This is a genomic window from Desulfovibrio sp. SGI.102 (assembly GCF_050314315.1).
Lineage (GTDB): Bacteria > Desulfobacterota > Desulfovibrionia > Desulfovibrionales > Desulfovibrionaceae > Desulfovibrio.
The window spans coordinates 19,497-44,976 of sequence record NZ_JBNPNC010000011.1; the positions used below are offsets into that span (position 1 = coordinate 19,497).

Below are 25,480 nucleotides of genomic sequence, written 5' to 3' on the forward strand. Positions count from 1 at the left end.
TCGACGCCCTGCTGGCGGACGCGGTCGAGGATGCCCAGGCGCACCACGGTCCCCAGCTCGCCCCAGGCTCCCCAGTTGATGCTGAGGCCGGGGAGGAAGTCAGCGCGGCGGGCAGCCACAAGGGCGTCCATGAACGTGTTGGCGGCCACGTGGTTGGCCTGGCCGTGCGTACCGAAGACCGAGGCGATGGAGGAGAAGACCACGAAGTGGTCGAGCGCCAGATCGCGTGTCAGTTCATGCAGGAACCAGCTGCCGTCCACCTTGGGGGAGAGGACGGTATTGAAGCGGGCCCAGTCGAGACGGGACAGGGGCGCGTCGTCCAGCAGGCCGGCCAGATGGAAGACGCCCGCCAGCGGCATGGGAGAGGGCAGCAGATGTGTGCCGAACGCCTCGGCCAGGGCGGCCCTGTCCGTCACGTCCACTTGCAGGAGGCGGACATCTCATCCTGTGGCGGCGATCTTTTCCACCGCGGCCGCGCCGGCGGAACCGGCCTCAGGCAGGCGGCGTCCCAGCAGCCATACCTGTCCGGCACCGCGGGCAGCCAGGTGGGCGGCCAGCGCCAGGCCCAGGTCGCTCAGGCCACCAGTGACGAGATAGGCCGCCTCCCGGCGGATGCCTTCGTGCCTGGGGGCAAAGTCGTTGCGTACGACGACCTTGCCGATATGGCGTCCTTCGAGCATGTAGCGGAAGGCGTCCCTGGCGGCATCCATGGTGAAGACGCGCCGGGCTATGGGGGTGTAGTGCCCGGCGGCAAAACCTTCCATGACGGCGGCGAAGATGCCGCGCATCTGCGCCTCGTCCTCCTTGCCCAGTTTTTCAAGGTCGACGATGTGGTATTCGATATCGTCACGGATGGCCGCCACCTGTGCGGGCGTGCGCAGATCGGTCTTGCCGATCTCGATGAAACGGCCACCTTCCGTCAGGCAGCGCATGCTGCTGTCGGCCAGCTCGCCGGTAAGGAAGTTGAGGACCACGTGCACGCCCTGTCCGCCTGTGGCCTTGAGGACCCGGGATTCGAAGGCCGTGGAGCGCGAGGAGAAGACGTGCTCTATACCCATGGAGCGCAGCAGGGCGCGTTTGCGCTCCGTGCCCGCCGTGGCAAGGATGACCGCGCCGCGTGCCCTGGCGATCTGGATGGCGGCAAGGCCCACGCCCCCTGTGGCCGAGTGCAGCAACACCCGTTCGCCGGGCTGGAGGCGTGCCGCATGGACGAGCGCCTGCCAGGCGGTCATGAAGACGGTGGGGATCACCGCAGCGTCGGTGAACGGCATGCCTTCCGGTATGGAGGCCGCAAAGGCTTCCCGGGCATAGACGTGGGAAGCGAAGGGGCCGTACACGGTGGTGAAGACCCGGTCGCCGGGGCTGAAGCGGGTCACGCCTTCACCAACGGCGGAGACCGTGCCCGCGCAGTCGAGCACCAGGGTCCTGATCTTGTCGGCCACGCCCATGGCTACCATGACGTTCTGGAAGTTCATGCCGTAGGCTTCGGCCGCGATCTCGATCTCGCCGGGCCCGGGAAGACGCCGCTGCAGCGGGGCGACCCGGATGTTCTCGATGCCCGCGCCGCCGAGATCCAGATGGTAGGCCTGCGTTTCGGGACGGGCCAGCGGGGCGTTGCGCACCTGCCGGGCGGCAGGCAGGCCGCGTACCAGACGGGGGGCCAGCAGGCTGCCGCCGCGCAGGGCCAGCTTGTCTTCCTTGTATCCGCGGGCGGTCAGCAGGCCGCACAGAGTGGGAAGCTGGGCCTCGGGAGCGGCCACGGGGTCCATGTCGATGATGACCGGCGCGATGTTGCCCAGTTCGTTGGCCACGGATTTTTCCAGGCCCCAGAGCAGGCTTTGCGCGGGGACGGGCTGATCCGAAGCGCGGGCGGCCTGTGCCTGGCAGGTCAGCACGGCCAGGCGCACGGAGGGGCCGTCCTCCTGTGCCGCCAGAGCCTGGGCCAGATGCAGGAAGGCCTGGGCCGTATGGTTCTTGAAGGGAACTTCGCCGCCGCTGCCCAGGAAGTCGGTCTCGTAGCAGTCCAGGCCCCAGAGGAACACGACGCCCCGGGGCGTGCCGCCCTGCCGCCAGTCGCGGATCAGGCGGGCGAAGGCGTCGGCATCGCCGGGATCGACGGCAGCCATGTCGTCAGGATGTCCCGTACCGGCGCAGGCCGCGAGCATGGCCGTAGCGCCCTGCTGTTCCAGCGAACGGGCGAGGGCACGGGCAAAATCCGTATCGCGACCGGCCAGGATGAGCCAGTGCCCGGCAGCGTCCCCGGCTTCCGGCATCAGGGCCTGGCGCCAGACCACGTCATAGCACAGGTCGGTATGCTGCCGCTGCCCGGCCTTGAGCAGTTCCAGCGTCTCCTTGTTGGTACGGCGCATGGTAAGGTTGACGATCTCGCAAACGGGCTCGCCTTCGGGGGTGAAGATGGTGAAACTGGCAGAGAACATCTCCTGCCGGAAGCTGTCGCCTTCCTTCATGACGGCCCGGCACCAGACCGTTTCGGGCGCACGCTCGTGGAAGATGACTTTTTCCACGCTGAACGGCATGAAACCGTCGCCCGTGAGGTCATCCTCGGTGGCGGCAAGAGCGGCGACCATGCTTTGCAGGCAACTGTCGAGCAGGGCCGGGTGGATGATGAAACCGCCTTTTTTGCCGCGTTCGGCGCTGTCCAGGGCCACTTCGGCCACAGCTCCGCCCCGGGTGCGCCACAGGCGCCGCAGGCTGCGGAAGGCCGGACCGTACTGCACGGCCCCGTAGGCATCGAATTTTTCGTAAAAGGCCTGTACGTCCACCTCGTCGCAACCTTCACGCAGGCGGTCCAGGTCGACGTTTTCGGCAGAGCGCTCGTGGGCGGGGGCGAGCTGGCCGGAGACATGCTGGTGCCATTCCCCCTGTCCTTGCCCGGCGCCCCGGCTGAAGATCTCGAAATCGGCCCCGTTTTCCGTGGGAGAGACAAGGACCTGTACGGTGCGTTCGCCTTCGTCGAGCATGAGGGCCTCGCGCAGCACCACATTCTCGAGCCGGATACGGTCCGTACCGAAATGATCCATGCCCGCGGCGGCGGCCAGGTCGAAATGCGCCGTGCCCGGAACGACCACGATGTCGAAAACGCGGTGCTGGGCCAGGAAGGGTTGCAGGGTGCCGCTCACCGCCGCCGTATACTGGCTCACGGCCAGGGGGGAGGAGAGGCGCCGTCCCAGCAGGATATGGCCCGTGTCGTCTCCGTCCGGTGCGTCCGTCCGGGCGGGCGCGATCCCGGTACTGAAGGCCTGGCGGCTGCCGTTGCCGTTGCGGGCGATGATGACATGTTCGTCAAGGTCGCCGTCGGCGGGGGCAGGGTAGCAGGCCGTCCTGTCGAATCCTTCCGTGTCCAGCAGGCGGGTCCAGCCCTCGGCGGTCAGGAAGGGATTGTCGCCGCGCAGCTCCCCGTCACGCAGTTTGTCGAGCAGGCAGCCGAAGGATATCTCGAAGCCCATGGCCGGCCGGGGCAGGGTGATCTCCCGCAGGAGGAGCAGGCCGTCCGCGGCCAGCACGGCGCTGATGTGGCGCAGGGCGGCGGTCAGGTCGGCAGTGGCGTGCAGGACATTGGCGCAGACGACGATATCGAACTCGTCGGCATGGAAGCCCTGAAGGAACGGGTCGCGGCTGATGTCCAGCGTGGCATATTCCACGAAGGGGAAGGCGGCGAAGCGGTCCCGGGCCCGGGCCGTGAACAGGGGGGAGACGTCCGTATAGACATAACGGGTGCGTCCTGCGGGCAGGACGGGCAGCAGGGCCGAGGTCGTCCCGCCCGTGCCGGCGCCGATCTCCAGGATGGAGAGGGCGCGGTCCATGGGCAGGGCATCGGCAAGAGCCTTCAGGCTCCTGGCCATGATCCCGTTATAATAACGGCTTTGCGGGGTATCCTGGTAGATGCTCTCCACGGCGTCAGGATTGCCGCCGGGGAACATGACCTGTCTGGGATCCTTGCGGCCTCCCAGTATCTCGCGGAAATTCTCGCCGCAGCGTTTCATGAACGAGAGCAGCGGGATGTTGTCCAGGACAAGGTCCTGACGTTTTTCATGGCATCCTTGTGGCATGGTCATTTCTCCATGTTTCCTATGATTGACGGTCAGAGAGGCCGGAGGCCTCCTGCCGGTCGAGCAGGCTGGTCACACGATCCCTGAGATCCCTGTCCGGAGCGGCCGGGCGGCCGTAAGAGCCGGCGGCGTCACGGGCCAGGAGGCCTTGTTCGGCTAGGTTCTCCAGCAGGCGCGGAAGAAGCTGGTCGAACCGTTCCGGCAGGCCTATGCGTGCGGCGATGTCCCGGGCGGTATGGAAGCCCTCATCCGGGAAGGCCCCCAGATCCGTCAGGGCCTCGAGGGCATAGCCGGAGCAGAAGGTCTCGATCATCCGGGCATGCTCCCGGTATTCGGTGCCGTCGGGGCGGTCGTCTTCAGCGCCGGAGGCGGATTCGGCAGCCCGGGTCAGACGCTGCCAGATGTCGTCCTGCGAGGCGGCCGGGGCGGCGGTGCTTCCGCTGGCTATGCCGCGGAACGAGTCGTCCACCCAGTGGCGTTCCCCCTGGAAGGGGTAGAGGGGCAGGTGGAGGCGGCCCCAGTGCTGGTCCTGGGCAAATGCTGCCCAGTCCACATCCGCTCCACTGCGGTAGAGGGCGGCCAGGGCCTCGCATGTCTGGCGCCATTCCGGGGTCCCGGCATGCATGGCGGCGACCCAGACGCCGTCTTCCCCGCTGTTCTCCAGGGCCTGTTCACGGCGGCAGAGGGCCGTCAGCACGCCGGACGGGCCCAGCTCCAGCCAGGCCGCGGGAGCCATGTCCCGCAGCGTGCGGAAGCCGTCGAAAAAGCGCACGGTGGAGCGGATATGCCGCACCCAGTAGTCGGCCCCGGAGATCTCGGCAGGCCCGACCAGCCGGCCGGTGACATTGCTGACCACGGGCAGGCCGGGGGCGTCATAGGCGATGCTTTCGGCCACACGGGCGAAGTCGTCGAGGATGGAATCCATCAGGGAAGAATGGAAGGCATGGGAGACCGGCAGGTGGCGGATGCTGATGCCCAGGCTCCCGGCCTTGTCGGCGATGCGGGCAAGGTCTTCCAGCGGGCCCGACAGGACGGTCTGCGTGGAGCCGTTGACGGCGGCGATGCCTGTCCGTTCCGGCGTGCCGCAGGCGGCGAGCAGGGCGAGGACGTCCTTTTCGGAAGCCAGCACGGCGCTCATGCCGCCCCCGGCGGGCAGGGAGGCGATGAGGCGCCCCCGTGCGGCCACAAGACGTGCGGCATCCTCCAGGCTGAACACGCCTGCCAGGGTCGCGGCCACATATTCGCCGATGCTGTGCCCGGCAGCGGCCAGAGGCTGGATACCGAAGGACTGCCACATCCGGGCAAGGGCATATTCCAGACTGAACAGGGCCGGCTGGGTGAAGGCGGTGTTGTCGAGCAGCGCGGCCTTGTCGGCGTCCCACATGACGCGCAGCAGGGGCTCGGGCAGCAGAGGGTCGAAAAGGCGGGCGCAGCGGTCGAGCTCCGCACGGAAGCACGGCTGCGCCTGGTAGAGTTCCTTCCCCATGCCCGAACGTTGCGCCCCCTGACCGGTGAAGAGGAAAACGGGCCTGTGTTCGTCGCCCGTGTTCGTGGCGGTCCACTCCCCGTGCGTCATCGCCGCGTCAAGGCCGGAGCGCAGTTCTTCCAGGCTCTCGCCTACCACGGCGAGACGGACGGCGTGATGTTCCCGGCCTTCCTGTGTGGTATGGCAGAAGTCGGCCAGATCGAGACCGTCGGCATCCTGCCCGGCCAGGAATTCCCCATAGCGTCCTGCCAGTTCCTTCAGGGCCTTTTCGCTCCTGGCGGAGACCACCATCAGAGGGTTGGCGACAGCCCCCGCACTGCGGGAGCTTTCCCGCTGCGGCGCTTCCTCGAGGATCAGGTGGGCATTGGTCCCGCCCACACCGAAAGAGCTGACGGCGGCGCGCCGGGGGGAGAAGCCCTGCGGCCAGTCGATGGCCGTCTTGTTGACGAAGAAGGGGGTGGACGCGAAATCGATACGGGGGTTGGGGCTGTTGAAGTGGCAGGTAGGGGCAATCCGGGCGTGCTTGATGGAAAGGATGGCCTTGATGAGGCTGGCCACCCCCGCCGCCACTTCCAGATGGCCGACGTTGCTCTTGACCGATCCCAGAGCGCAATAACCGCGTGCGGGGTTGTTGCGGGAGTAGATGCGGTTCAGGGCCTCGACCTCCAGCGGGTCACCGAGATAGGTGCCGGTACCGTGCCCTTCCACATAGGCGATGGTGGCGGGATCGACGCCGCTGACGCCCAGGGCCTCGGCGATGACTTCGCTCTGGCCTTCGAGGCTGGGCGCGGAATAGGCGACCTTGGAATTGCCGTCGTTGTTGATGGCCGTCCCCAGGATGACCGCGTGGATGTCGTCGCGGTCGCGCAGGGCGTCTTCCAGGCGTTTGAGCAGCACGACGCCCACGCCGTTGCCCGAGACGATGCCTTCCGCCTGGGCGTCATAGGGGCGGCAATGCCCGTCAGGCGAAAAGATCATGCCTTCCTGGTAAAAATGGCCGTGCTCCTGCGGGATGTCGATGCCGCTGGCGCCGGCAAGGGCCATGTCGCACTCGCCGTTGAGCAGGCTCTGGCAGGCCAGATGCACGCTGACGAGGGAAGTGGAGCAGGCGCATTGCAGGTTGAAGGCCGGGCCCCGCAGGTTGAGCTTGTAGGAGACGCGGGTGCACAGATGGTCGCGGTCCGTACCGATATGGCCCTGCATGAAGCGCGCTGTGCCGTAGTCCGCTAGGTCGGCGCACATATAGTTGACGTAGTAGGTGCTCAGGCGCGTGCCGCCGAAGACGGCGACGGCGCCGGGATAGGTATAGGGATTGTAACCGGCATCCTCCAGGGCGTGCCAGCAGGTCTGCAGGAACTGGCATTGCTGGGGGTCGATGCAGATGGCTTCTGTCGGGGTGTAGCCGAAGAAGGCGGCATCGAACAGTTCCGCATCTTTCATGATGCCCGCGGCCCTGACATAGGTGGGGTCGGCTATGGTCTCCGGATGGATGCCTGCCCCGCGCAATTCGTCGTCCGTGAAAAAGGTGATGGACTCGGTCCCGCTGACGAGGTTTTTCCAGAATTGCCGGGTATCATTGGCACCGGGGAACCGGCAGTCCATGCCGATGACGGCGATGGCGTTCTCCGGGACCTTGTTCGTTTGTGGATGCATGGCATGCCTCGTGCGCATGGCGCTTTTGAAGGGTTGGTGAAAGGATCAGCGTCCGGTCCGTTGCCTGGAGCGGGTGCGCATGCGCCGTTCGGCCCGGTCCATGCCGCGGTCGAAGGCGGAGGCGCTCCCGCCGCCTTCCGGCGCGGATATCTCTTGCGCGGTCGTGCGCGGCGTCCTGTTGTCCAGCCAGGCTGCCAGTGCACGGATGCTGGTGTGCTCGAGCAGGGTCATGAGCGGGATATCCGTGCCCAGGCGTTCCCCGAGGGCGGCCTGTACGGCGACAAGATCAAGGGAACTCAGGCCCATTTCGAAGAAGCGGCTGTCGATGCTTATGTCGTCGCGGCCCAGGACATGCGCGATGGCTCCGGCCACCAGCCGTTCCGTCTCAGATCCGGGCTGTGCCCCCTTCATCCGGGGGAGTTCCTGGTCGGGGTCGAGTACGAGGCTCTTCCTGTCGACTTTGCCGGAACTGGTCAGGGGAAGGCTTTCCCGCATCAGGATCATGCCGGGGACCAGGAAGGAGGGCAGACGCTCCGCCAGCCATTGCTGGAGCTCTTCCGGCGCCGGAGACGTGCCGGGCCGGCAGGCCACGAAAGCGGCCAGCACCTGGCCCGCCTGCCTGCCCCTGACCGTCAGGGCGGCGGCCTGTTCCACGAAAGGATGCTCCATGAGGGTGTTCTCCACCTCGCCCAGCTCGACCCGGTAACCGTTGATCTTGACCTGATTGTCCTGACGGCCGAGGAATTCGATATTGCCGTCGGGCATGTAGCAGCCCAGGTCACCGGTGGCGTAGAGGTCTTCCCCTGTGCCGGGGTGGCGTATGAAGCGCTCGGCCGTGCGTTCGGGATCCTTGAGGTACCCGTCGGCAAGACCGTCACCGGCGATGTGCAATTCGCCGGGGACCCAGTCCGGGCAATCGCTGCCGTGGCGGTCGAGGATGAAGAACCTCTGGTTGGCCAGCGGTTTGCCGTAAGGGATGCTCTTCCATTGCGGCAGGACGTCTTCCACGGGGAAGAAATTGGACCAGATGGAAGCTTCTGTGGCGCCGCCGAGGCTGAAGAGCCGCAGCTCCGGCCAGAAGGCCCTGATGCGTCCGGGCAGGCCCAGGGGGATCCAGTCCCCGCTGAGCAGGGCGCAGCGCAAGGGCGGCAGGGCAGCGGGATGATGTTCCAGATGGGCGGCAAGGATCTGGAGGAAGGGGGGGACGCTGTTCCAGATGCTCACCTGATGCCGGTGCATCAGCTCCAGCCAGTGGGCCGCTTCCAGACGTCTGGCGGGATCCGGCAGGACCAGGGCCCCGCCCGCGCCGAACAGGCCGAACATGTCCCAGACGGACAGGTCGAAGGTGAAGCGCGAAAGGGCAAGGACCCTGTCCGAAGACCGCAGCCCGGTCAGTTCGTTGACGGCCCTGATGGTGTTGACGGCGCGTTCGTGGCGGATCATGACCCCCTTGGGAGCGCCCGTGGAGCCCGAAGTGTGGATGACGTAGGCCAGCGCGTCAGGACGGCTGACGCATCTTTCGAAATCAAATTCGGAATTCGATTTCAATAAATCCTCATCCATGACCATGACGGGCAAGCCCGCGGGCCAGGGCAGGGACGCATGGCGGCGCTGCACCAGGACGGCCCCGGCCCCGGAATATTCGAGCAGATGCTTGAGGCGGGCAGGGGGGACAGCGGCATCCACGGGCATGTAGGCGGCTCCGGCACTGCTCACGGCCAGGGCCGCGACCGCTTCTTCCCAGCCGCCGTTGCTGACGACGGCCACAAGGCTGCCCTGGCCGCATCCCCGGGCCATGAGCCTGCCGCAAAGGGCCTCGGCAGCCCTGCCCAGATCCCGGTAGCTCAGGCAAAGATCGCCGTCCGCCAGGGCCAGGGCCTCGGGGGCATCTCGCAGGGAACGGGCAAAAAGGCTGTCCAGCGTCCCGCGGCCCGCATGGGGGAACTCCCGGGTCGTGGCGTTGGCCGTGCGGCGGCGTCCCAGCTGTTCCTGCGGCAGCAGGGGCAAATGGGTCTGGTGCCAGATCCTGTCGTCCCGGGCCAGCATCCGGAGCAGGCGACAATAGGCGGAAAACATGCTGTCCACGAGCCCTTCGGGGAAGAGTTCGTCCACGGCATCCCAGTTGAACTCAAGGCAATCGTCCACCTCGCGGACCTGATGGTCGATCCAGACCTGCGGCGTCTGCGTGATGTTGTAGACCATGCGCCCGAACGTGCGCAGGGCCGGATGGGTGCCGTGCTCGTCGCCGAAGCCGATGGTACTGGTGAAGACGATGGGGATGATGTCGGCGCTGGAACGGCCCGTGCATCTGCTCCATTCGCGGATGACCTCCACGCCGGAGAAGGTGCTGTGATCCATGTCGGCCCACAGCTGGGCCTGCAGGGCCCGTGCGCGCCGGAGGAAGGATGCCGTGCCGTCGAAAGAGCAGGCAAGCAGGCTCACGGACGTGAAGTCGCCCACGATCTCCCCGACTTCAGGATGCAGGGGCAGCCGGTTGAAAAGCGTGACATTGAGAGTGAACTCGTCCCGGCTGCTCCAGCGGGCCAGCACCTCGGCATAGCAGGCCAGCAGCAGGCCGGAGACCGTCAGCTCGTGCGCGGCGGCCTTTTGGCGCAGGTCCGCCCAGGTCTTCCGGTCGAGCTGCGCCGCATGGCGGACGAAGCGCGGGCGCTCCACCTGCGCGGGCGGGACGGCCAGGGGCAGGTCCGGCGCGGGCGGCAGGGCGGCGACACGCTCCAGCCAGTATTCTTTGTCCTTCCGGTAGCGCGGGCTCTTCCTGAAGGCTTCCAGTGCCAGCACATAGTCCCGGAACGAAAGGTCCAGGGGGGCCGGTTCCCGTTCAGGATACCGGTAGAGGCTTTCGAGCCCGTTCATCATCAGGTTCATGCTGTGCAGGTCGGCTACCAGCAGGTCCAGGCTGATGTGCAGGCGGATGGGACCGCCCGGCATCCGGGTGGCGGCCACACGGAACAGGGGCCATTCCTTCGCGGAGAGCACTTCATGCCCCATACGTTCCCGGCATTCCAGCACCATTTGTTCGGCAGCCCCGGCATCCAGGCCCGTCGCGTCCTGTACCGTGACGGTGAAGGGCGGCACCTCGGGCAGGATGCGTTGCCGTCCGTCCTCCATGATGACGCAGCGCAGCATGTCGTGATGCCGGATCAGCCTGTTCCAGCAGGCCTCCCAGCGGGGAAGGTCCAGATCCTCCGTTTCCAGCTCGAGATAGACGTGGCAGGAGACATTGCCCAGCACGAGGGCGCCTGTCCGGCCCACCCAGTAGGCCTGTTGCATGTCCATGAGCGGGAAGGGCTCATAACGGGCGGCGCTGTCGGGAAGGATGACGGGCAGGTCCCCGTCCTGAGCCCTTTTCCCGGCGTCGAGCAGGGAGGCGATCCGGGAGGCCAGAGCATCGATGGTAGGCTCCTTGAACAGCAGGCTGCGATCCACCCGGATGCGGAACTGCTTTTCCAGCGACTGGAACAGGTCCAGGGCCAGCAGGCTGTCCACGCCCAGCTCGATAAGGTTGGCATCGCCGGACAGGCTCGCGGCGTCGGTCCGCAGGATGGTCGCCACCTTGGCACGGACGGCCCGCATGACGGCATCCCGGCTGTCCCGGCCCGCGCTGTCCGCTTCGGGCGATACGGAGGCTTCGCTGTCGTCCGCTGTGGCGGGGCAGAGCGATCGCAGCAGGGGCGGCAAACGGTCGCTGTCGTAGCCTGCGGCATAGCGGGGCCAGTCCATATGCAGCACGGCGGCCCTGCACTCGTCGCGGGAGAGGAGGCGTTCCATGACGGCAAAGCCTTCCTCGGGCGCAACGGTATGGATGCCTAAACGGGAAAGGGTGCGGAGGTCGGCCTGACGTACGGCCATGCCGGCATCACGGAAGGCGCCCCAGTTGATGCTGAGGGCGGGCAGGCCCAGATGGCGGCGGTACAGCGCGAGCTCGTCAAGGAAGGCATTGGCCGCCGCGTAGTTGCCCATGCCCATGGGGCCGAGGAAGGAGGCCGTGGAGGAGAACAGGACGAAGGCTTCCAGCTGGTGGTCCAGCGAGAGCCGGTGCAGGTTCCAGGCGCCCTCCGCCTTGGGGGCGAGGACCCGTTTGAAGCGCGACGCATCGAGGCGGAGGAGCCTGTCGTCATCCAGCGTCCCGGCCAGGTGCCAGATGCGCTTCAGAGGCGGCATGTCTTTCAGGGCGGAGTCCACGGCATGTCGCAGGGCGCTGCTGTCGGACACGTCGGCCAGGGCCAGACGGACAGTGCAGCCCTGTTGCCGCAGGTCTTCCAGCAGGGCCGCTTCCTCCGCCGCAGGCTGGCGGCGGGCCAGCAACAGCAGGTGACGGCAGCCCCGGCGTACGCGGTCGGCGCACAGGCGCAGGGCTATCCCGCCCAGGCCGCCGCTCACCAGTTCCGTGCCGGAGCATGCGGGATGCCCGGTTTGGACGGCGGCGGGCCAGCGCAGGATGATCTTGCCCGTGTGGCGCGCCTGCATCATGTGCCGGAAAGCAGCGTCATGGCGGTCGGCGGCAAAGACCGTGACCGGCAGCAGGGCCAGCTCTCCCCGGGCGCACCCCTGCATGGCACGCCGGAAGATCCCGGCCATCAGGTCGGGCCGGTCGCGTCCCAGCTCCACCAGATCCAAAGGACGGTAGCGCATGAGGCCGCGTTCGGTCCGGTAGTCGCCCGCCTGGCGCAGACCGCTCTTGCCCAGCTCCACGAAGCAGCCATTGTCCGCCACCAGCGTGAAGGAGGCTTCCTGCGTCTCGCCGGCCAGGGAGTTGAGGATGATGTCCACCCCCCTGCCGCCGGTGGCGTCCAGGACTTCCTGGGCGAAGGCGGTGGAACGGGAATCCATGACCAGTTCCGCCCCGAGCGATCGGACCAGCTCCCGCTTGGCCGGGGTGCCTGCCGTGGCGAAGATGCGGGCACCGGCCCTGCGGCACACTGCCATGGCGGCGAGTCCCACGCCGCCGGAGGCCGCGTGGATGAGGACGGTCTGTCCGGCGCGGATGCCGGCAAGCTCCTCAAGTCCGTAGCAGGCCGTGATGTAGGCGACGGGCAGCGCGGCGGCCTGTTCGAACGAGATGTCCGCGGGCAGGGGGCAGGTCATGGCGGCAGGCAGGGTGATGTGGGTCCGCAGGCAACCATAGGCGCTGACCGCCACGCGATCCCCTACCTGGATGCCGGAGACGCCGTCACCCACAGCGGTGACGATACCGGCCCCGTCACTGCCCACGGCGGTCTCTTCGCCGGGGTAGATGCCCATGACCATCATGACGTCACGGAAGTTGAGGCTTGAGGCCGCAAGGGCCACTTCCACCTCGCCCGCTTCCGGGGAGCGGCGTTCCAGCGGCTGCCAGCGCAGGTTGTCGAGACCGGGACCTTCCATGACGAGGGCCCGGGGGCCTGTCGCTCCGTCGTCCCGGCCGTCGTCCGCCCTTTCAAGGCGGGGCAGGAGGCGGCGGCCGTCACGCAAGGCCTGACGGTCTTCCCCGTCTTCGCAGGCAAGGGCCCGGAACAGGGTATCGTCGGCCTCCGGGTGCTGAAGATCCATGAGGCGCACGCGCAGGGCGGGATGCTCCATGCACACTACCGGGCCGAGGCCCCAGACGAGGGACTGGCCGGGCAACGGCCGTTCATGGGCGCCGGCCGCAATATCGGGGCCGAAAGTCCCGCTTGTGAGGATCACGAGATCGAGGCGGGCCTCCATGTCCCGTGCCCGCGCCTGCCGGACGATCTCCAGCAGGGGCAGCACGCTGCGGTCATAGGTCCCGTCAGGATCAGTCATGCCCGGGACGCCCAGGGGCCAGGCATCCACCACATGCAGGCGGCCCTGTCCGTCAGCAAGGGCATCCAGAGCCGCAGGAAGGCCGTCCCGTTCCGCATGGGAAAGGACGCGGCAGTGGCAGCCGTCAGATTCCAGGCGCGCCGCAAGTGCCTCGGCCAGGGGGCCGGGATCTGCCAGTACGAGCCAGCGCCCGTCCAGCCGGGCCCGGCCGGGGAGCTGTTCCCCCTCGATCCAGCGGACAGCGTAACGGGCGGCCTCCGGGTAACCGGCCTCTTCCTCGACGCTTTCAGGCGGCAGGGCACTCATGCGCAGGCCTTCCATGCGACCGACGGCTTCGCCGTTGCCGTCGAAAAGGCTGACGTCCAGCAGGAACGTGCCCGTATCGCCGGGATCCCCGGCCGGGCTTTCCCGCAGCTCCAGCATGACCTGCACATCAGCGGGGCACTGTTTCGGCAGGTCCAGATGCCGGCAACCCGCCGGGACGAAGATCCTGTCCGTATCCCTGTCCTGCTGGGGGATGCAGGAGAGCACACCCTGCAGGCAGGCGTCCAGCAGGGCGGGATCCCAGCCCCAACCGTCGCTGGAGTTGCCGGAGGAGACACGGGTCCTGGCCCTGCCCCGGCCGCTGCGGATCTCCCGCAACAGGCGGAAGGAAGGCCCGTACGAGACGCCAAGACCCTGCATGGCGGCATAATAGGCCGCTATGTCCTCGGGCATGTCTTCGTCGCTTGCCGGTGCCGCCGCAGGCATGGAGCATGCCGGGCCTTCGATGCCGGCTCGCGCGGTCCTGTGCCAGGCCCCGGGAGCTTCGGGGGCGGTAGAGGTGAAGAGCTCCATGACGCCCCGTTCCCTGTCGCCTTCCAGGATGAGCTGGAAAAAGACGTCCCGGTCCCCGTCCAGCGGCAGGGGACGAAGCAGGGCCACATGACCGAGACCGCAGTCCGCGCCGTATTCCCGGGCGGCGGCCGCGCGCAGGAGCTCGAGGAGCAGGCTGCCCGGGGCGATGCTCCTGCCCGCTACCCGGTGTTCCCGCATGCGTTCCAGTTCCTTGCCGCCAAGGCGGCCCCCGTAAAGGATCTTTCCTTCCGCAGTTGTGAAGCGTTCGCGCCACACGGGATGGGAGAGGGCTTCACGGCCGGTGCCATCCGTGCCTGTGCTGTCTTCTTCAGGCCAGAAGCGGCGGCGCTGGAAGGGAGTCAGGGGAAGCCGGACGCGGCGGGCGCCCAGGCGCAGGGCTTTTTCCTGGAGGGCGTCCAATGCCTTGTCGTCACCGGCCATGTAGGCCAGGGCCACCCGCTGGAGTCCGTCATCCATGAGGTCGCCGGGCACGTCCCGTGCCTCCGTATGTCCGGAAAGCAGCATCCCCTCGGGCATCCCGCCCCGGGCAAAGGCGTGCAAAGCCTCCCGGAGCGCGCCGGTCGAGGTGGCGCGGACGGCCAGCCGGACCTTGTCCCGGCTGCGTGAGGCCCTGGCCGTGAAGCAGATGTCGGCAAGGGAGGCGGACGGGGCCTCCAGCGCCCGGGCCATGCGTCCGGCAAGGGCACGCAGCATGGTCCCGGTGCGCGACGAAAGGACGAAAAGATCCGGCGTGCCGTCAGGCAGGTGGCGGGAATTCACCGGCTCTTCGGGAGCCTGCATGATGACGGCATGGGCGTTGGACCCGCCGATGCCGAAGGAGCTGATCCCGGCGGCGCGTGGTCTTTCCGCATCCTTCCAGTCCGCAAGGGCCGTGTTGATGTAGAAAGGGCTGGCGTCGAGGTCCAGGGCCGGATTGGCTTCCTCGAACAGGGGGTGGGGCGGAATGTGGCCGGTATGGACGGCCATGACGGCCTTGATGAAACTGGCGATGCCCGACGCGGCATCGGCATGGCCGATGTTGGCCTTGACCGCGCCGAGGGCGCAGAAGCCCCTGTCCTGCGTGAAATGGCCAAAGGCCTTGCCCAGGGCGGCGAATTCGATGGGGTCGCCGAGGGCCGTCCCGGTGCCGTGGCTTTCGACAAGGCCGATATCACGCGCGGAAAGTCCCGAGAGGGAGATCGCCTCGCCGATGACGGCGGTCTGGCCGAATTCGCCGGGCGCGGTATAGCCCACCCGCCGGGAACCGTCATTGTTGACTACGGAGGCCAGCACCACGGCATAGATGTGGTCGCGGTCGCGCAGGGCATCTGCCAGCCGTTTCAGGACGACGACGCCCGCCCCGCCGGAAAAGACCGTGCCCGAGGCATTTTTGTCAAAGGGGCGGCAGTAGCCGTCACGGGAGAAGATCATGCCTTCCTGGAACAGGTAACCTTTCTCCTGGGGCACATCGATGGCCACCCCTCCGGCCAGGGCCATGTCGCACGCGCCGCTGCGCAGGTTCTCGCAGGCCACGTGCACGGCGGAAAGCGAGCTGGAGCAGGCCGTCTGCACGCACAGGCTGGGCCCGTTCAGGTTCAGCTTGTAGGAGACGCGCGAGCACAGGTAATCCTTGTCGTTGCCCACCAGGCACTGGAAGGCTTCGGCACCGTTCCCGGCTTTCAGGCCGCGGCACGCATGTTCCAGATAGGCACTGATGCGGCTGCCTGCAAAAACGCCGACGCTCTTGCCTTCCAGCCCGCCGCCGGGCAGGGGCGTATATCCGGCATCCTCCAGCGATTCCCAGGCGCATTCCAGGAAGGTGCGCTGCTGCGGGTCGATCTTTTCCGCCTCGCTGCCGGCATAGCCGAAAAAGGCTGCGTCGAATTTGTCGATGTCCCCCAGGCTGTAGGTCGCCGGGACGTAGTTCGGGTCGCGCAGCAGGCCGTGATCCACGCCCGCTGCGGCAAGGTCTTTCCGGTCCAGGAAGGTCACGCTGACCTTGCCTTCGCAAAGGTTGCGCCAGTATCCGTCGAGGTCGGGAGCACCGGGAAAACGGCAGCTCATGCCGATGACGGCGATCGCTTCGTCAGTAATGTTCATGCTGTCCATGACTTTCTGTCCTGCGGCATCTTTCGCTGCCGGTTACGAATTGCTTTCCGTGCCGGGAAGGCTGTCCTGCGGGCCGAAGTTCCGGGGCGTGACGGCATGTGCCGGGCCGGGCCTGCGCATCTGCCTGCGCAGCCGGGCACGCCGTCCGGCCATGGACATGGCGTCCTCTGCGCTGTCCTCCCCGCCCTGCGGGGCCAGGAAGGCGGCAAGGTCCCTGATATTGGGATGGGCGAAGATGTCCGTGATGGCCACCTGCCTGTGGAGGAGTTCGCTGATGCGCCGCTGGAAAAGGACCAGCTGCAGCGACGTGGCGCCGAGATCGAAGAAGTTGTCCAGCACGCTGACCGTCTCCTTGCCGAGCATGTCCCGGATGATGGCGGTGAGCTGTTCTTCGGTCTCGCCCTCGGGATGCACGCATGCCGGTCCCGCAGCGGGGCTGGCCCCCAGCGCGGCCAGCTGCCTGCGATCGACCTTGCCGTTGGCGGTGAGCGGTATGGCATCGATGACCGTCAGGGTCTGGGGCACCATGTAATCGGGCAGCCACTGCCGCAAAAGACCTTGCAGGTCTTCGGGCGAGAGCCCCCCGGCCGCGGCCTGGTGGGGAAGGGATTCCGCCAGGGCACGGGTGAAGTCCCAGCCCGGTTCGCGGGTCACCGCCCCCCCCGTCAGGCAGTGCAGGTAGCGGTGCCCGGCTCCCAGGGAGAAGCTGCCGCGCAGCCTGTCGAAATCCAGCGCGCCTATCTGGCACAGACCGGCCCGCTGTTCCATGGCGGTCTCTTCCAGCAGCTGGCTCATGAGTCCGGCTTCGATGAGGACGAACTCTTCGGACCTGTCCCCGTAGAGCGGACGGATGGCCTCCATGTCGGCCACGAGGAACAGGGCGAAGGCACTGTGGGAGAAGATGTCGGCATTGTGGCCGGGGAAGACGGTGGCCGCATCTTCAGGGGCATCGGCCATGCGGACGAGGGCGTTTTCCAGCGGATGATAATAATAGCAGCCGCCATCCAGCTCCCGGATCCTGCCGGGCCTGACCAGGACATAGACCTGTACGGCATAGGTCCAGCCCGCGGAGCCGTAGCGGTGCCTGACCACCGGCCACTGGGGGATGTCCAGGCCGCGCAGGCAGCCCAGCAATCTTTCGAACGCTTCCCGTTCCATGGGGGCTTCGGTGAAGCGGCGCGACGAGATGCGGCGGGAGAACAGGGACAGGCTGGTGGCCTCGTCCTCCGTGGCGAGACCGATGCGGGGCAGGCTGTCGAGGTCCTTGCGGAGGTTGTGCCCCGCCTGTTTGTAGGCCAGGCGTTCCACGTCATCCACAAGGGTGATGCCGGCGTCCCTCATGCTCCGGTACCGGGCTTCACGGGCTTCCGGGCTTTCATCGGACGGTGCCGGCATGACTGCCTGCGGTGCGGGAGACACGAAGCCGGCGAGCCTGTCGCCCTTGTCGCTCCTGAGGGCGATGACGGCGGCATTGCCCACGCCGGGGAGGGCGTTCAGGGCCCGTTCCACCTCGCCCAGCTCGATGCGGAAACCGTTGATCTTGACCTGGCTGTCTTTGCGGCCAAGGAATTCCAAAGTGCCGTCAGGCCAGTAGCGGCCCAGGTCTCCCGTGCGGTACAGGGCCTGCCCGCTGCGGGGATGGCGGAAAAAGGCCGCGGCCGTTTTGGAGGGATCGTTGAGGTAGCCGCGGGCCAGGCCCGCCCCGGTGATGTACAGGTCACCGGCCACAAGATCCGGGCAGGGGCACAGGTCCTGGTCGAGGACAAGATATCCCTGGTTGGCCAGCGGACGGCCGTAGGGGATGCTGTGCCATTCTGCCGGGATACGGTCCACGATCTGGATGTTGGACCAGATGGCGGCTTCGGTGGCCCCTCCGAGGGCGGCAACGGTCATGTCCGGCCACAGTGCGTGCATGCGGTCCGGCATGGCAAGGGGGATCCAGTCGCCACTGAGCAGGGCCAGGCGCAGTTGTTCCGGCCTGTCCTCGGGGTGGTCGTCCAGATAGTCGAGCAGCAGCTGCATGAGCGAAGGGGTGCTGTTCCAGACGGTCACGCCCTGTTCCCGCATCAGGCGGCACCAGGCCGCGGGATCCCTCTCCTGTCCGGGAGCGGGGATGACGACGGCGCCTCCCGCTGCCGTGACGCCGAAAAGGTCGAACACGGAAAGGTCGAAGGACAGGCTGGCAAGGGCGATGACGCGGTCACGGGGCCCAAGGCCCAGACGCTGCCCCAGGTCCGCCAGAGTATTGTGGGCTGCGGCATGGCTGACCATCACCCCCTTGGGCAGACCTGTGGAGCCGGAGGTATAGATGACATAGGCCAAGCCCTCCGGCGATACGTCCGTATCCGGAAGGGGCGCCGCGGCCGGGGCCGCTTGTTCCGGGAAGGCGCGGAGGACGGGGACAGCCTCGCTGCCGCAGGCTTCGGCCCTGGCTTCCAGGCCGGGCTGCACGAAGCAGAAGCGGACACCGGCATCCTTGAACATGTAGGCGATGCGCTTGTCCGGCAGGGAGGGGGACACGGGCAGATAGGCGCCCCCGGCCCGCAGGATGCCCATGACGGCCACGACCTGTTCCCAGCCTTTTTCCATCATGACGGCCACGATCTCGCCGGGACGCAGGCCCCGCGAACGCAGCCCGTTCCCCAGCAGGCGGGAGATGGATTCGGCCTCGGCTCGGGACAGGCTGACGCCTTCGCCGATGACGGCGGCAGGGGCTCCATCCCGGGAGGCGTGGTCCAGGAAGGGGGCGAACAGCGTACGCGGCGGGATGGCCGCTTCTGTGGCATTGGCCGCATGGCGGACGTCTGCCTGTGATGCGGGCAGACGGTGCAGGGGCACAGGCTGCTGCCAGAGAGCGGCATCCTCGCACAGGGCCGTGAGGAAGTCGCCGTAGACGGTGAACACGGCATCGAGCATCCCCGAGGGGAACAGGTCTTCCACCGCATCCCAGGTATAGACGAGCTGGCCCCGGTATTCGCAGACCTGATGGTCCAGCCATACCTGCGGCGTCTGGGAGACGGCATAGGCCAGCTTCGCTCCCAGGCCGTCGGCCGCGGCGAACGGATCGTCACCGCTGAGGGGCAGGGCGCTGGTGAAGACGACAGCGGAGCGGGAGGACGTCATGTCCTCGCCGTGATCCTTTGCCAGTTCCCGCAGAACGTCCACGGCGGAGAAACGGCTGTGTCCCATGTCCCGGATCAGCTGCCTGCCGAGAGCCGTTGCGTGCTCCAGGAAGGTGGCGCCTTTTTCCCTTTGGACTTCGAGCAGCAGCAGGCGGGTGAAGTCCCCCACCACGGCCCCCATTTCCTCATGCCGGTACCGGCGGTCGAAGGTCGTGAGCATGAGGCAGAAGTGCGGTTGCGCCGTCCAGCGGGAAAGGACGAGGCTGAAGGCCGCCAGCAGCAGGCCGGAGGGCGTGAGCCCCTGTGCGCGCCCCATTTCCTTGAGGCGGGCCCAGCGTGCGGCATCCAGCATCGCCGTGCGACGATGGAAGCGGGGGGTGCCGAGGCTTTGCGGCGTCCGTGCCAGAGGCAGCTCGGGACCTGCGGGCAGGAAGGGCAGGCGCTGCAGCCAGTACTCCCTGTCCGCCTGCCAGGCGGGCGTGTCCTTTTCCGCCTCGGCCGCCAGGACGCAATCCCTGAAGGAAAGGGCCAGAGGGCTTTTTTCCATTCCCGGGTCGGCATACCAGGCGGCGAGATCCTGCATCAGGATGCCGAAACTGTAGGCATCGGCCACCAGCAGATCCAGCTTGACGTGCAGGCGTACGGTAGCGGCATCCAGACGGCTCGCCGTGATCTCCAGCAGAGGGGCCTTGTCCGTGGGCAGTACCTTGTGGGAAAGCTGTTCCCGTTTCTGCCGGAGGACGCGTTCCTTCTCCTCTTCGGGCAGGGCGGAAAGGTCTTCGAGCGGGATGCGGCAGGCAGGGATCGCAGGCAGGACGCGCTGCCGTCCGTCAGGCGTGATGACGCAGCGCAGCATGTCATGCCGCCTGACGAGGGCATCCAGGGCTTTTTCCAGCCGGGGGACGTCCAGTCCCGTGAAGTCCGCTTCCACATAATTGCTGCAACTGACGCCGCCCAGCGTCATGCTGCCGTCCCGTCCGATCCAGTAGGCGTGCTGCACGTCCGTCAGGGGGAAGGGCAGGTGCCTGTCTTCGGGACGGGCAAGGATGTCCGTCATCGCCTGAGGGGCGGGAGCGGTCTGTCCCTGCAGGCACAGACGTTCCCGCAAGGCGGCCAGGGTGGCAGTTTCCATGAGCAGGGCTGGAGGCAGCGTCATGCCGAGGCGTCTGCTCAGGCGTTGCGCCAGCTCCATGAACAGCAGGGAATCGAAACCGGCCCTGACCAGGGGTGTCTCAGGGGACAGGGAGACGTTTTCGGGCAGGCGCAGGACGGCGCGGGCCTCGCGGGAAAGCAGCGCCAGGAGCTCCGCATCGTCAAGACGGTCCGCACGCGCCGTCTCCTGCATGACGCACGATACGTCGGGGATCTCCAGCGGGGCGGGAGAGCGGCGTGCGGGCAGGGCGGCAGGGGCGTCTGTCATGTCCGTGCCGCCGAACCAGAAGTGCTCGCGTGCAAAAGGATAGGTCGGCAACGGTATGCGCCGGGCAGCACTGCCCGCATGGACGGCAGCCCAGCGCACGTTTGTACCGCGTGTCCAGCAGCAGGCCAGCACCGCGGCCATATGCTGCGGCGTCGCGGCGGCATCGGGAGCGAAGGCGGGGAGCAGCAGCGGCGTGTCCGCGGTATTGCCGTCGGGAAGGTCGCCGGGACGCATGGCCAGGATGTCGGCGGATGGGGCAAGGCGCCGGGCCTGGGCGATGGCATGGGCTTCTTCCGGGGCCCCGGTCGTGGGGGCATATGCCCGCCAGAAGGCTGGATCGCGGGCTTCTTCGGCGGAGATGAGCCTGCTGCTACCCAGATCGAACAGGGGGAGGGAGACGGTCCCGGCTTCCGGGGCGCGGACCTTGAACTGCGGGATGGGGGCTCCATCACCTTCAAGGGCCCGGTACAGGGCAAGGCCTTCTTCCGGGTCGAGATGGCCTGCAAGGCAGGCCGCCACAGACACCGTCGCCGGTGTGCAGAGGATGGCCGCAGGTTCGCCGAGCATACGGCGCCAGGCTTCGGCCGTGGCCATAAGAGCCAGGAACGCCCTTGCCTGTCCATCCGTCTCCGTTCCGGAGGGCAGCTGCTCCAGCAGTGCGGTGCGGGCGGAGGCCAGCGGCGGGACATCCGGGAGGGAAGCATCGGGGCAGCCCGTCATGCTGTTGAGGAAGAAGACCACCGGACGGTGCGGCGCGCTGTCCGGCACATGGCCCATGAAGGGCACGGGCATCCCCGAGGCGAGCTGTTCCAGCCCCCGGACGATATCCGGGCCCGCGAGGGCCGCACGGCAGGGCAGGGAGGCCCGGCCGGCGCCGCAGGTCAGGCAGGCATCGGCCATCTCCCGTTCCGGCGCCCGGGCAAGGTGTTCCCTGTAGTCTGCCGCCAGCTCCCGCAGCTGGCCTTCCGATGCGGCCGCCAGCGGCAAGACGGGGAGAGGTCCGGGGAGCGTGCCGGAAGGCGCGTCTGTCAGGGGAGCTTCTTCGAGGATGACATGGACATTGGTCCCGCCAAAGCCGAACGAGCTGACACCGGCCCGGCGGGGACGTCCCGGGGTCCGGGGCCACGGGGTGGTGGCGACGGGGATGGCGGCCGGGATGCCGTCTGTCCTGATTTCGGGATTGAGGCGTTTCAGGTGCAGGTGCGGCGGGATGGCCGCGGCCTGCAGGGAAATGAGGACGCGGCAGACCCCGGCAAGACCGGCGGCAGCCTCAAGGTGGCCGACGTTCGTCTTGATGGAGGAGATCAGCAGGGGGCGATCGGCCTCCCTGCTGCCGCTGTAGACATCGCTGATGGCGCCGAATTCGATGGGGTCGCCCAGGGGCGTGCCGGTGCCGTGGGCTTCGATGCCGTCGATGTCCGCGGCCGTAAGCCCGGCGTTATGGAGAGCTTCGCGCAGCAGGCGGGCCTGGGCCCGGCGGCTGGGGGCCGTAAGGCCGTTGCTCCGGCCGTCCTGGTTGACTGCCGAACCGCGGACGATGCCCAGGATGGGGTCCTGGTCGTTCAGGGCCCTTTCCAGCGTTTTAAGAACGAGCACCACGCAGCCTTCGGCGCGGACATAGCCGTCGGCGTCGGCGGAAAAGGTCTTGCAGCGGCCGTCCGGGGCCATGAGATGGGCGTCGGTGAAGATATCCTGTCCTTCGCTTCCGGCCAGGATATTGACGCCGCAGGCAAGAGCGGTCTCGCATTCGCCGTCCCGCAGGCTGCGGCAGGCCAGGTGCAGGGCCAGCAGCGAGGACGAGCAGGCGCTGTCTACGGCCATGCTCGGGCCTTCGAGCCCGTAGAAATAGGAAAGGCGGTTGGCCGCGATGCTGTGGGCGTTTCCCGTCCCCATATAGGCGTTGAGGCTCTGGCCGCACTGGAGACGGCGGTTCTCGTAATCGGAAGAGCTGATGCCCGTGAAGACGCCTGTGCGGCTGCGGCGCAAGCTGTCCGGCGCGATCCCGGCCCGCTCCAGGGCCTGCCAGGAGACTTCCAGCAGCAGGCGCTGCTGGGGATCGATCTCCACGGCTTCGCGGGGAGAGATACCGAACAGAGCGGCATCGAAAGCGCTGATGTTGTCCAGAAAACCGCCCCAGACAGCCCTGTCCCCGTCTTCAGGAGCGGCCGTACCATCCCGGTGGGCGGGGTCGCGCCGGGTGATGGCATCCTTGCCGCCGAAGAGCAGTGCCTCCAGAGCCTCGGGGCTGTCGGCGCCCGGCAGACGGCAGGCCATGCCGATGATGGCCACCGCCTGTTGTCCGGCGCAGTGCGCGGGCAACGGGGCTTCATCGGAAAGGTCCCCGGCCATGAACGACGCCAGCGAGGCGATGTCGGCATGGTCATAGAACAGGGTCGTGGGCAGAGGACGGCCGCAGGCCTGCTGCAATTCCCCGGTCAGGGCCACGGCCGTGGCCGATCCCATGCCCAGGGAGCTGAACGGCGTGTGCAGGCCCACGCTGTCCGGGGAAAGCCCCAGGCGCGCGGAAAGGCCGTCACGCAACCAGTTTTGCCAGGCCTCGCGGGAGGCGAGGCCATCCTGCTCCTGCGGGGGACGAGTCCAGGCGGGGGCCCCGGCGCGGGGCTCTTCCCGCCATTCCGCCAGTACGGGCAGTTCGCCGTGAAGGTAAAGATGGCGGCACAGGGACTGCTGGATCTTGCCGCTGGTGGTCTTGGGCACGCCATGCCGTTTGCAGAGGACGACGGCGCAGGGGGAGATGTCGAATTCTTCGGAAAGGCTGCGCCGGATGGCCGCCAGCGTCGCCTCGTGGGCTGTCGCGGGCAGGCGGGTCTCGAAGACCATGACCAGCCGTTCGCCGGCATCGCTGTCGATGCCGAAGGCGGCAGCGCCATTCTGCTCCAGCCCCGGCACGTTCTGCAGGACGCATTCCTCAAGGTCCTGCGGGAAAAAATTGCGGCCGTTGAGGATGATCATTTCTTTGCATCTCCCGGAGACGAAAAGATGCCCCCCGGACATGAAGCCCATGTCACCTGTCCGCAGGAAGGGCCCTTCGCCGGATCCGGCCAGCACGGCATGCAGGACGGTCTTCGTGGCTTCGGGCTGTTCCCAGTATCCCGGAGAAACGCACGTCCCCCTGATCCAGATCTCGCCCAGCTCCTTTTCTTCGACCTCCCGGCATGTCTGGGGATCGACGATGCGCACGTCGTTGTTACGCCCGGCCGTGCCGCAGGAAAGCAGCGGCATGGCATCGGCGTGCTGCTCCTGCAGGAAGCGTATGCGGCCTGCGGCATATTCCTGCTTGTCGAGAAAAACGGCAAAATCGCCGTCATTTTTCCAGCAGCCTGTGGTGAACAGCGTGTTCTCCGCAAGGCCGTAGCAAGGATAGAAACTGGCAGGATCGAGACCGGCGGAACTGAAACGCTCCAGGAAACGGCGGATGGTCTTCAGGCGGATGGGCTCGGAGCCGCAGTAGCAGACGGAAAGCGAACTGAGATCCAGCTCCCGGAGCCGATCCTCCGGGATGCGGTCGCAGCAAAGATCGTAGGCAAAGTTGGGGCCGCCCATCAGCTGGGCGCGATAGTGGGTGACGGCGCGCAGCCAGCAGAGAGGTTGGCGCAGGAAGGCCATGGGAGGCATGGTGACGCACAGGCAGCCCAGATGGAGCGGCGTCAGGATGCCGCCCACGAGGCCCATGTCGTGGAAGGGGGGCAGCCAGCTGACGGTGGGAATATTTTCCCGGAGCCGCATGTGCCCGGCGATGCTGTCCAGATTGGCCATGATGTTGCCGTGAGTGATGATGACTCCTTTGGGGCTGCTGGTGGAGCCGGAGGTATATTGCAGCCATCCGGGCGTATGCGCAGTCAAAGGAAGTTCCTGCCAGGACCGGGACAGGGCATCGTCGGTCTCATCAAGGCAGATGATCCGTATGCTGTCGGCAAAATGGACGCGTTCGGCCAGTTCTTCCACCGCCTTGCGCAGACGTGCGGAAGTGATGAAGACGCGTGAGCCGGAGTCTTCCACAATGCGGGCCAGACGATTGAATGTGCGGGCCATGCGGGCCAGGCCCGGAGGTGTCATGGGAACGGCGATGGCCCGCGCGTACAGGCAGCCGAAAAAGGCCGCGATGAATTCCAGGCCCGGCGGCAGCATCAGCAGGACGGGACGGCCGTCGCCCTGACCTGTGGCCTGGATGGCCGCGGCAATGGCACGCGCCCGCATGTCGAGGCGGCTGTACGAGCAGAGCTCGGCATTTTCCGCTTTTCCGTCGGGAAGAAAACTGAGCGCCGGAGAGTCGGGGTGGCTCAGGGCTTTTTTACGGATGCCGTCGATGATGGAGACGAAGGCATCATCTCCGGTCTTGCATGTCGTACCGGGACACTGCGTCGCCATGTGCCCTCCTTTTCTGGGTGAGCCAGAGCAAAGGGCATCCCGTGGGCACGGCGGACAGACCGGTGCAAAGCTCCGGTCATGCAGACCGGTAGCGGATAAGCGCACGAAGGAGCGGGGCCGTTACACCGGGGGGTGTTTGTTCTGGCAAAGTGCCCTGGAGCGTTCAGCTGGAAGCTGGCCCCGGGCATACAGGACAGCAGGGAGCTCCGCAGAAAGGAGCAAAGGAGGATCTTCTGGATATGATGCCGGGGAGAATCATGGAGGGCAGGACGGTGAGGGACACGGGGAGGCGTTTGCCGCGGGGCAGGCTGGATGCGGCGGAGAGCGAGCGGGAGGCAGGGTAGTGCATGGCAATGGGGTCTGGCTGAGGGTGTGGGAGGTTTCTTGATAAGACATATTGAAAAAGAATTTCAAAGTCAATAAGGAAAGCATAATTCTTCAAAAGAATTATATTTTCGTAAAAAAGTCGTGCCTCCTCGTGTAAACGAAGGCACGACATGCTGAAAATCATCGGGGGGCTTGCTGGTGGTACGGCAGGCTTCGCCGGGAGCAGACAGGGACAAAAAAAGCCTGTCCCCAAGGACAGGCTTTTTTACATGCAATGTGTGTG

3 protein-coding genes and 1 pseudogene are annotated in these 25,480 nt (G+C 66.9%); all 4 read right to left on the reverse strand.

Going from position 1 to position 25,480, the window contains the following annotated elements:
- Positions 1-71: 71 nt before the first annotated feature.
- A pseudogene (locus ACQRCJ_RS04240) lies at positions 72-4,076 on the reverse strand (KR domain-containing protein); the annotation flags it as partial.
- 13 nt (positions 4,077-4,089) lie between these two features.
- Positions 4,090-7,209, reverse strand: a complete 3,120-nt coding sequence (locus tag ACQRCJ_RS04245) for a type I polyketide synthase (protein ID WP_427799389.1) — start codon at positions 7,207-7,209, stop codon at positions 4,090-4,092.
- A 45-nt stretch (positions 7,210-7,254) separates the two neighbouring features.
- Positions 7,255-15,939 carry an amino acid adenylation domain-containing protein gene (locus ACQRCJ_RS04250; protein ID WP_427799390.1) on the reverse strand — a complete coding sequence of 2,895 codons (8,685 nt, stop codon included), beginning with the start codon at positions 15,937-15,939 and terminating at the stop codon, positions 7,255-7,257.
- Positions 15,940-15,972: 33 nt separating this feature from the next.
- Complete coding sequence (locus ACQRCJ_RS04255) at positions 15,973-24,870, reverse strand: amino acid adenylation domain-containing protein (RefSeq protein WP_427799391.1); 8,898 nt, start codon at positions 24,868-24,870, stop codon at positions 15,973-15,975.
- Positions 24,871-25,480 lie beyond the last annotated feature (610 nt).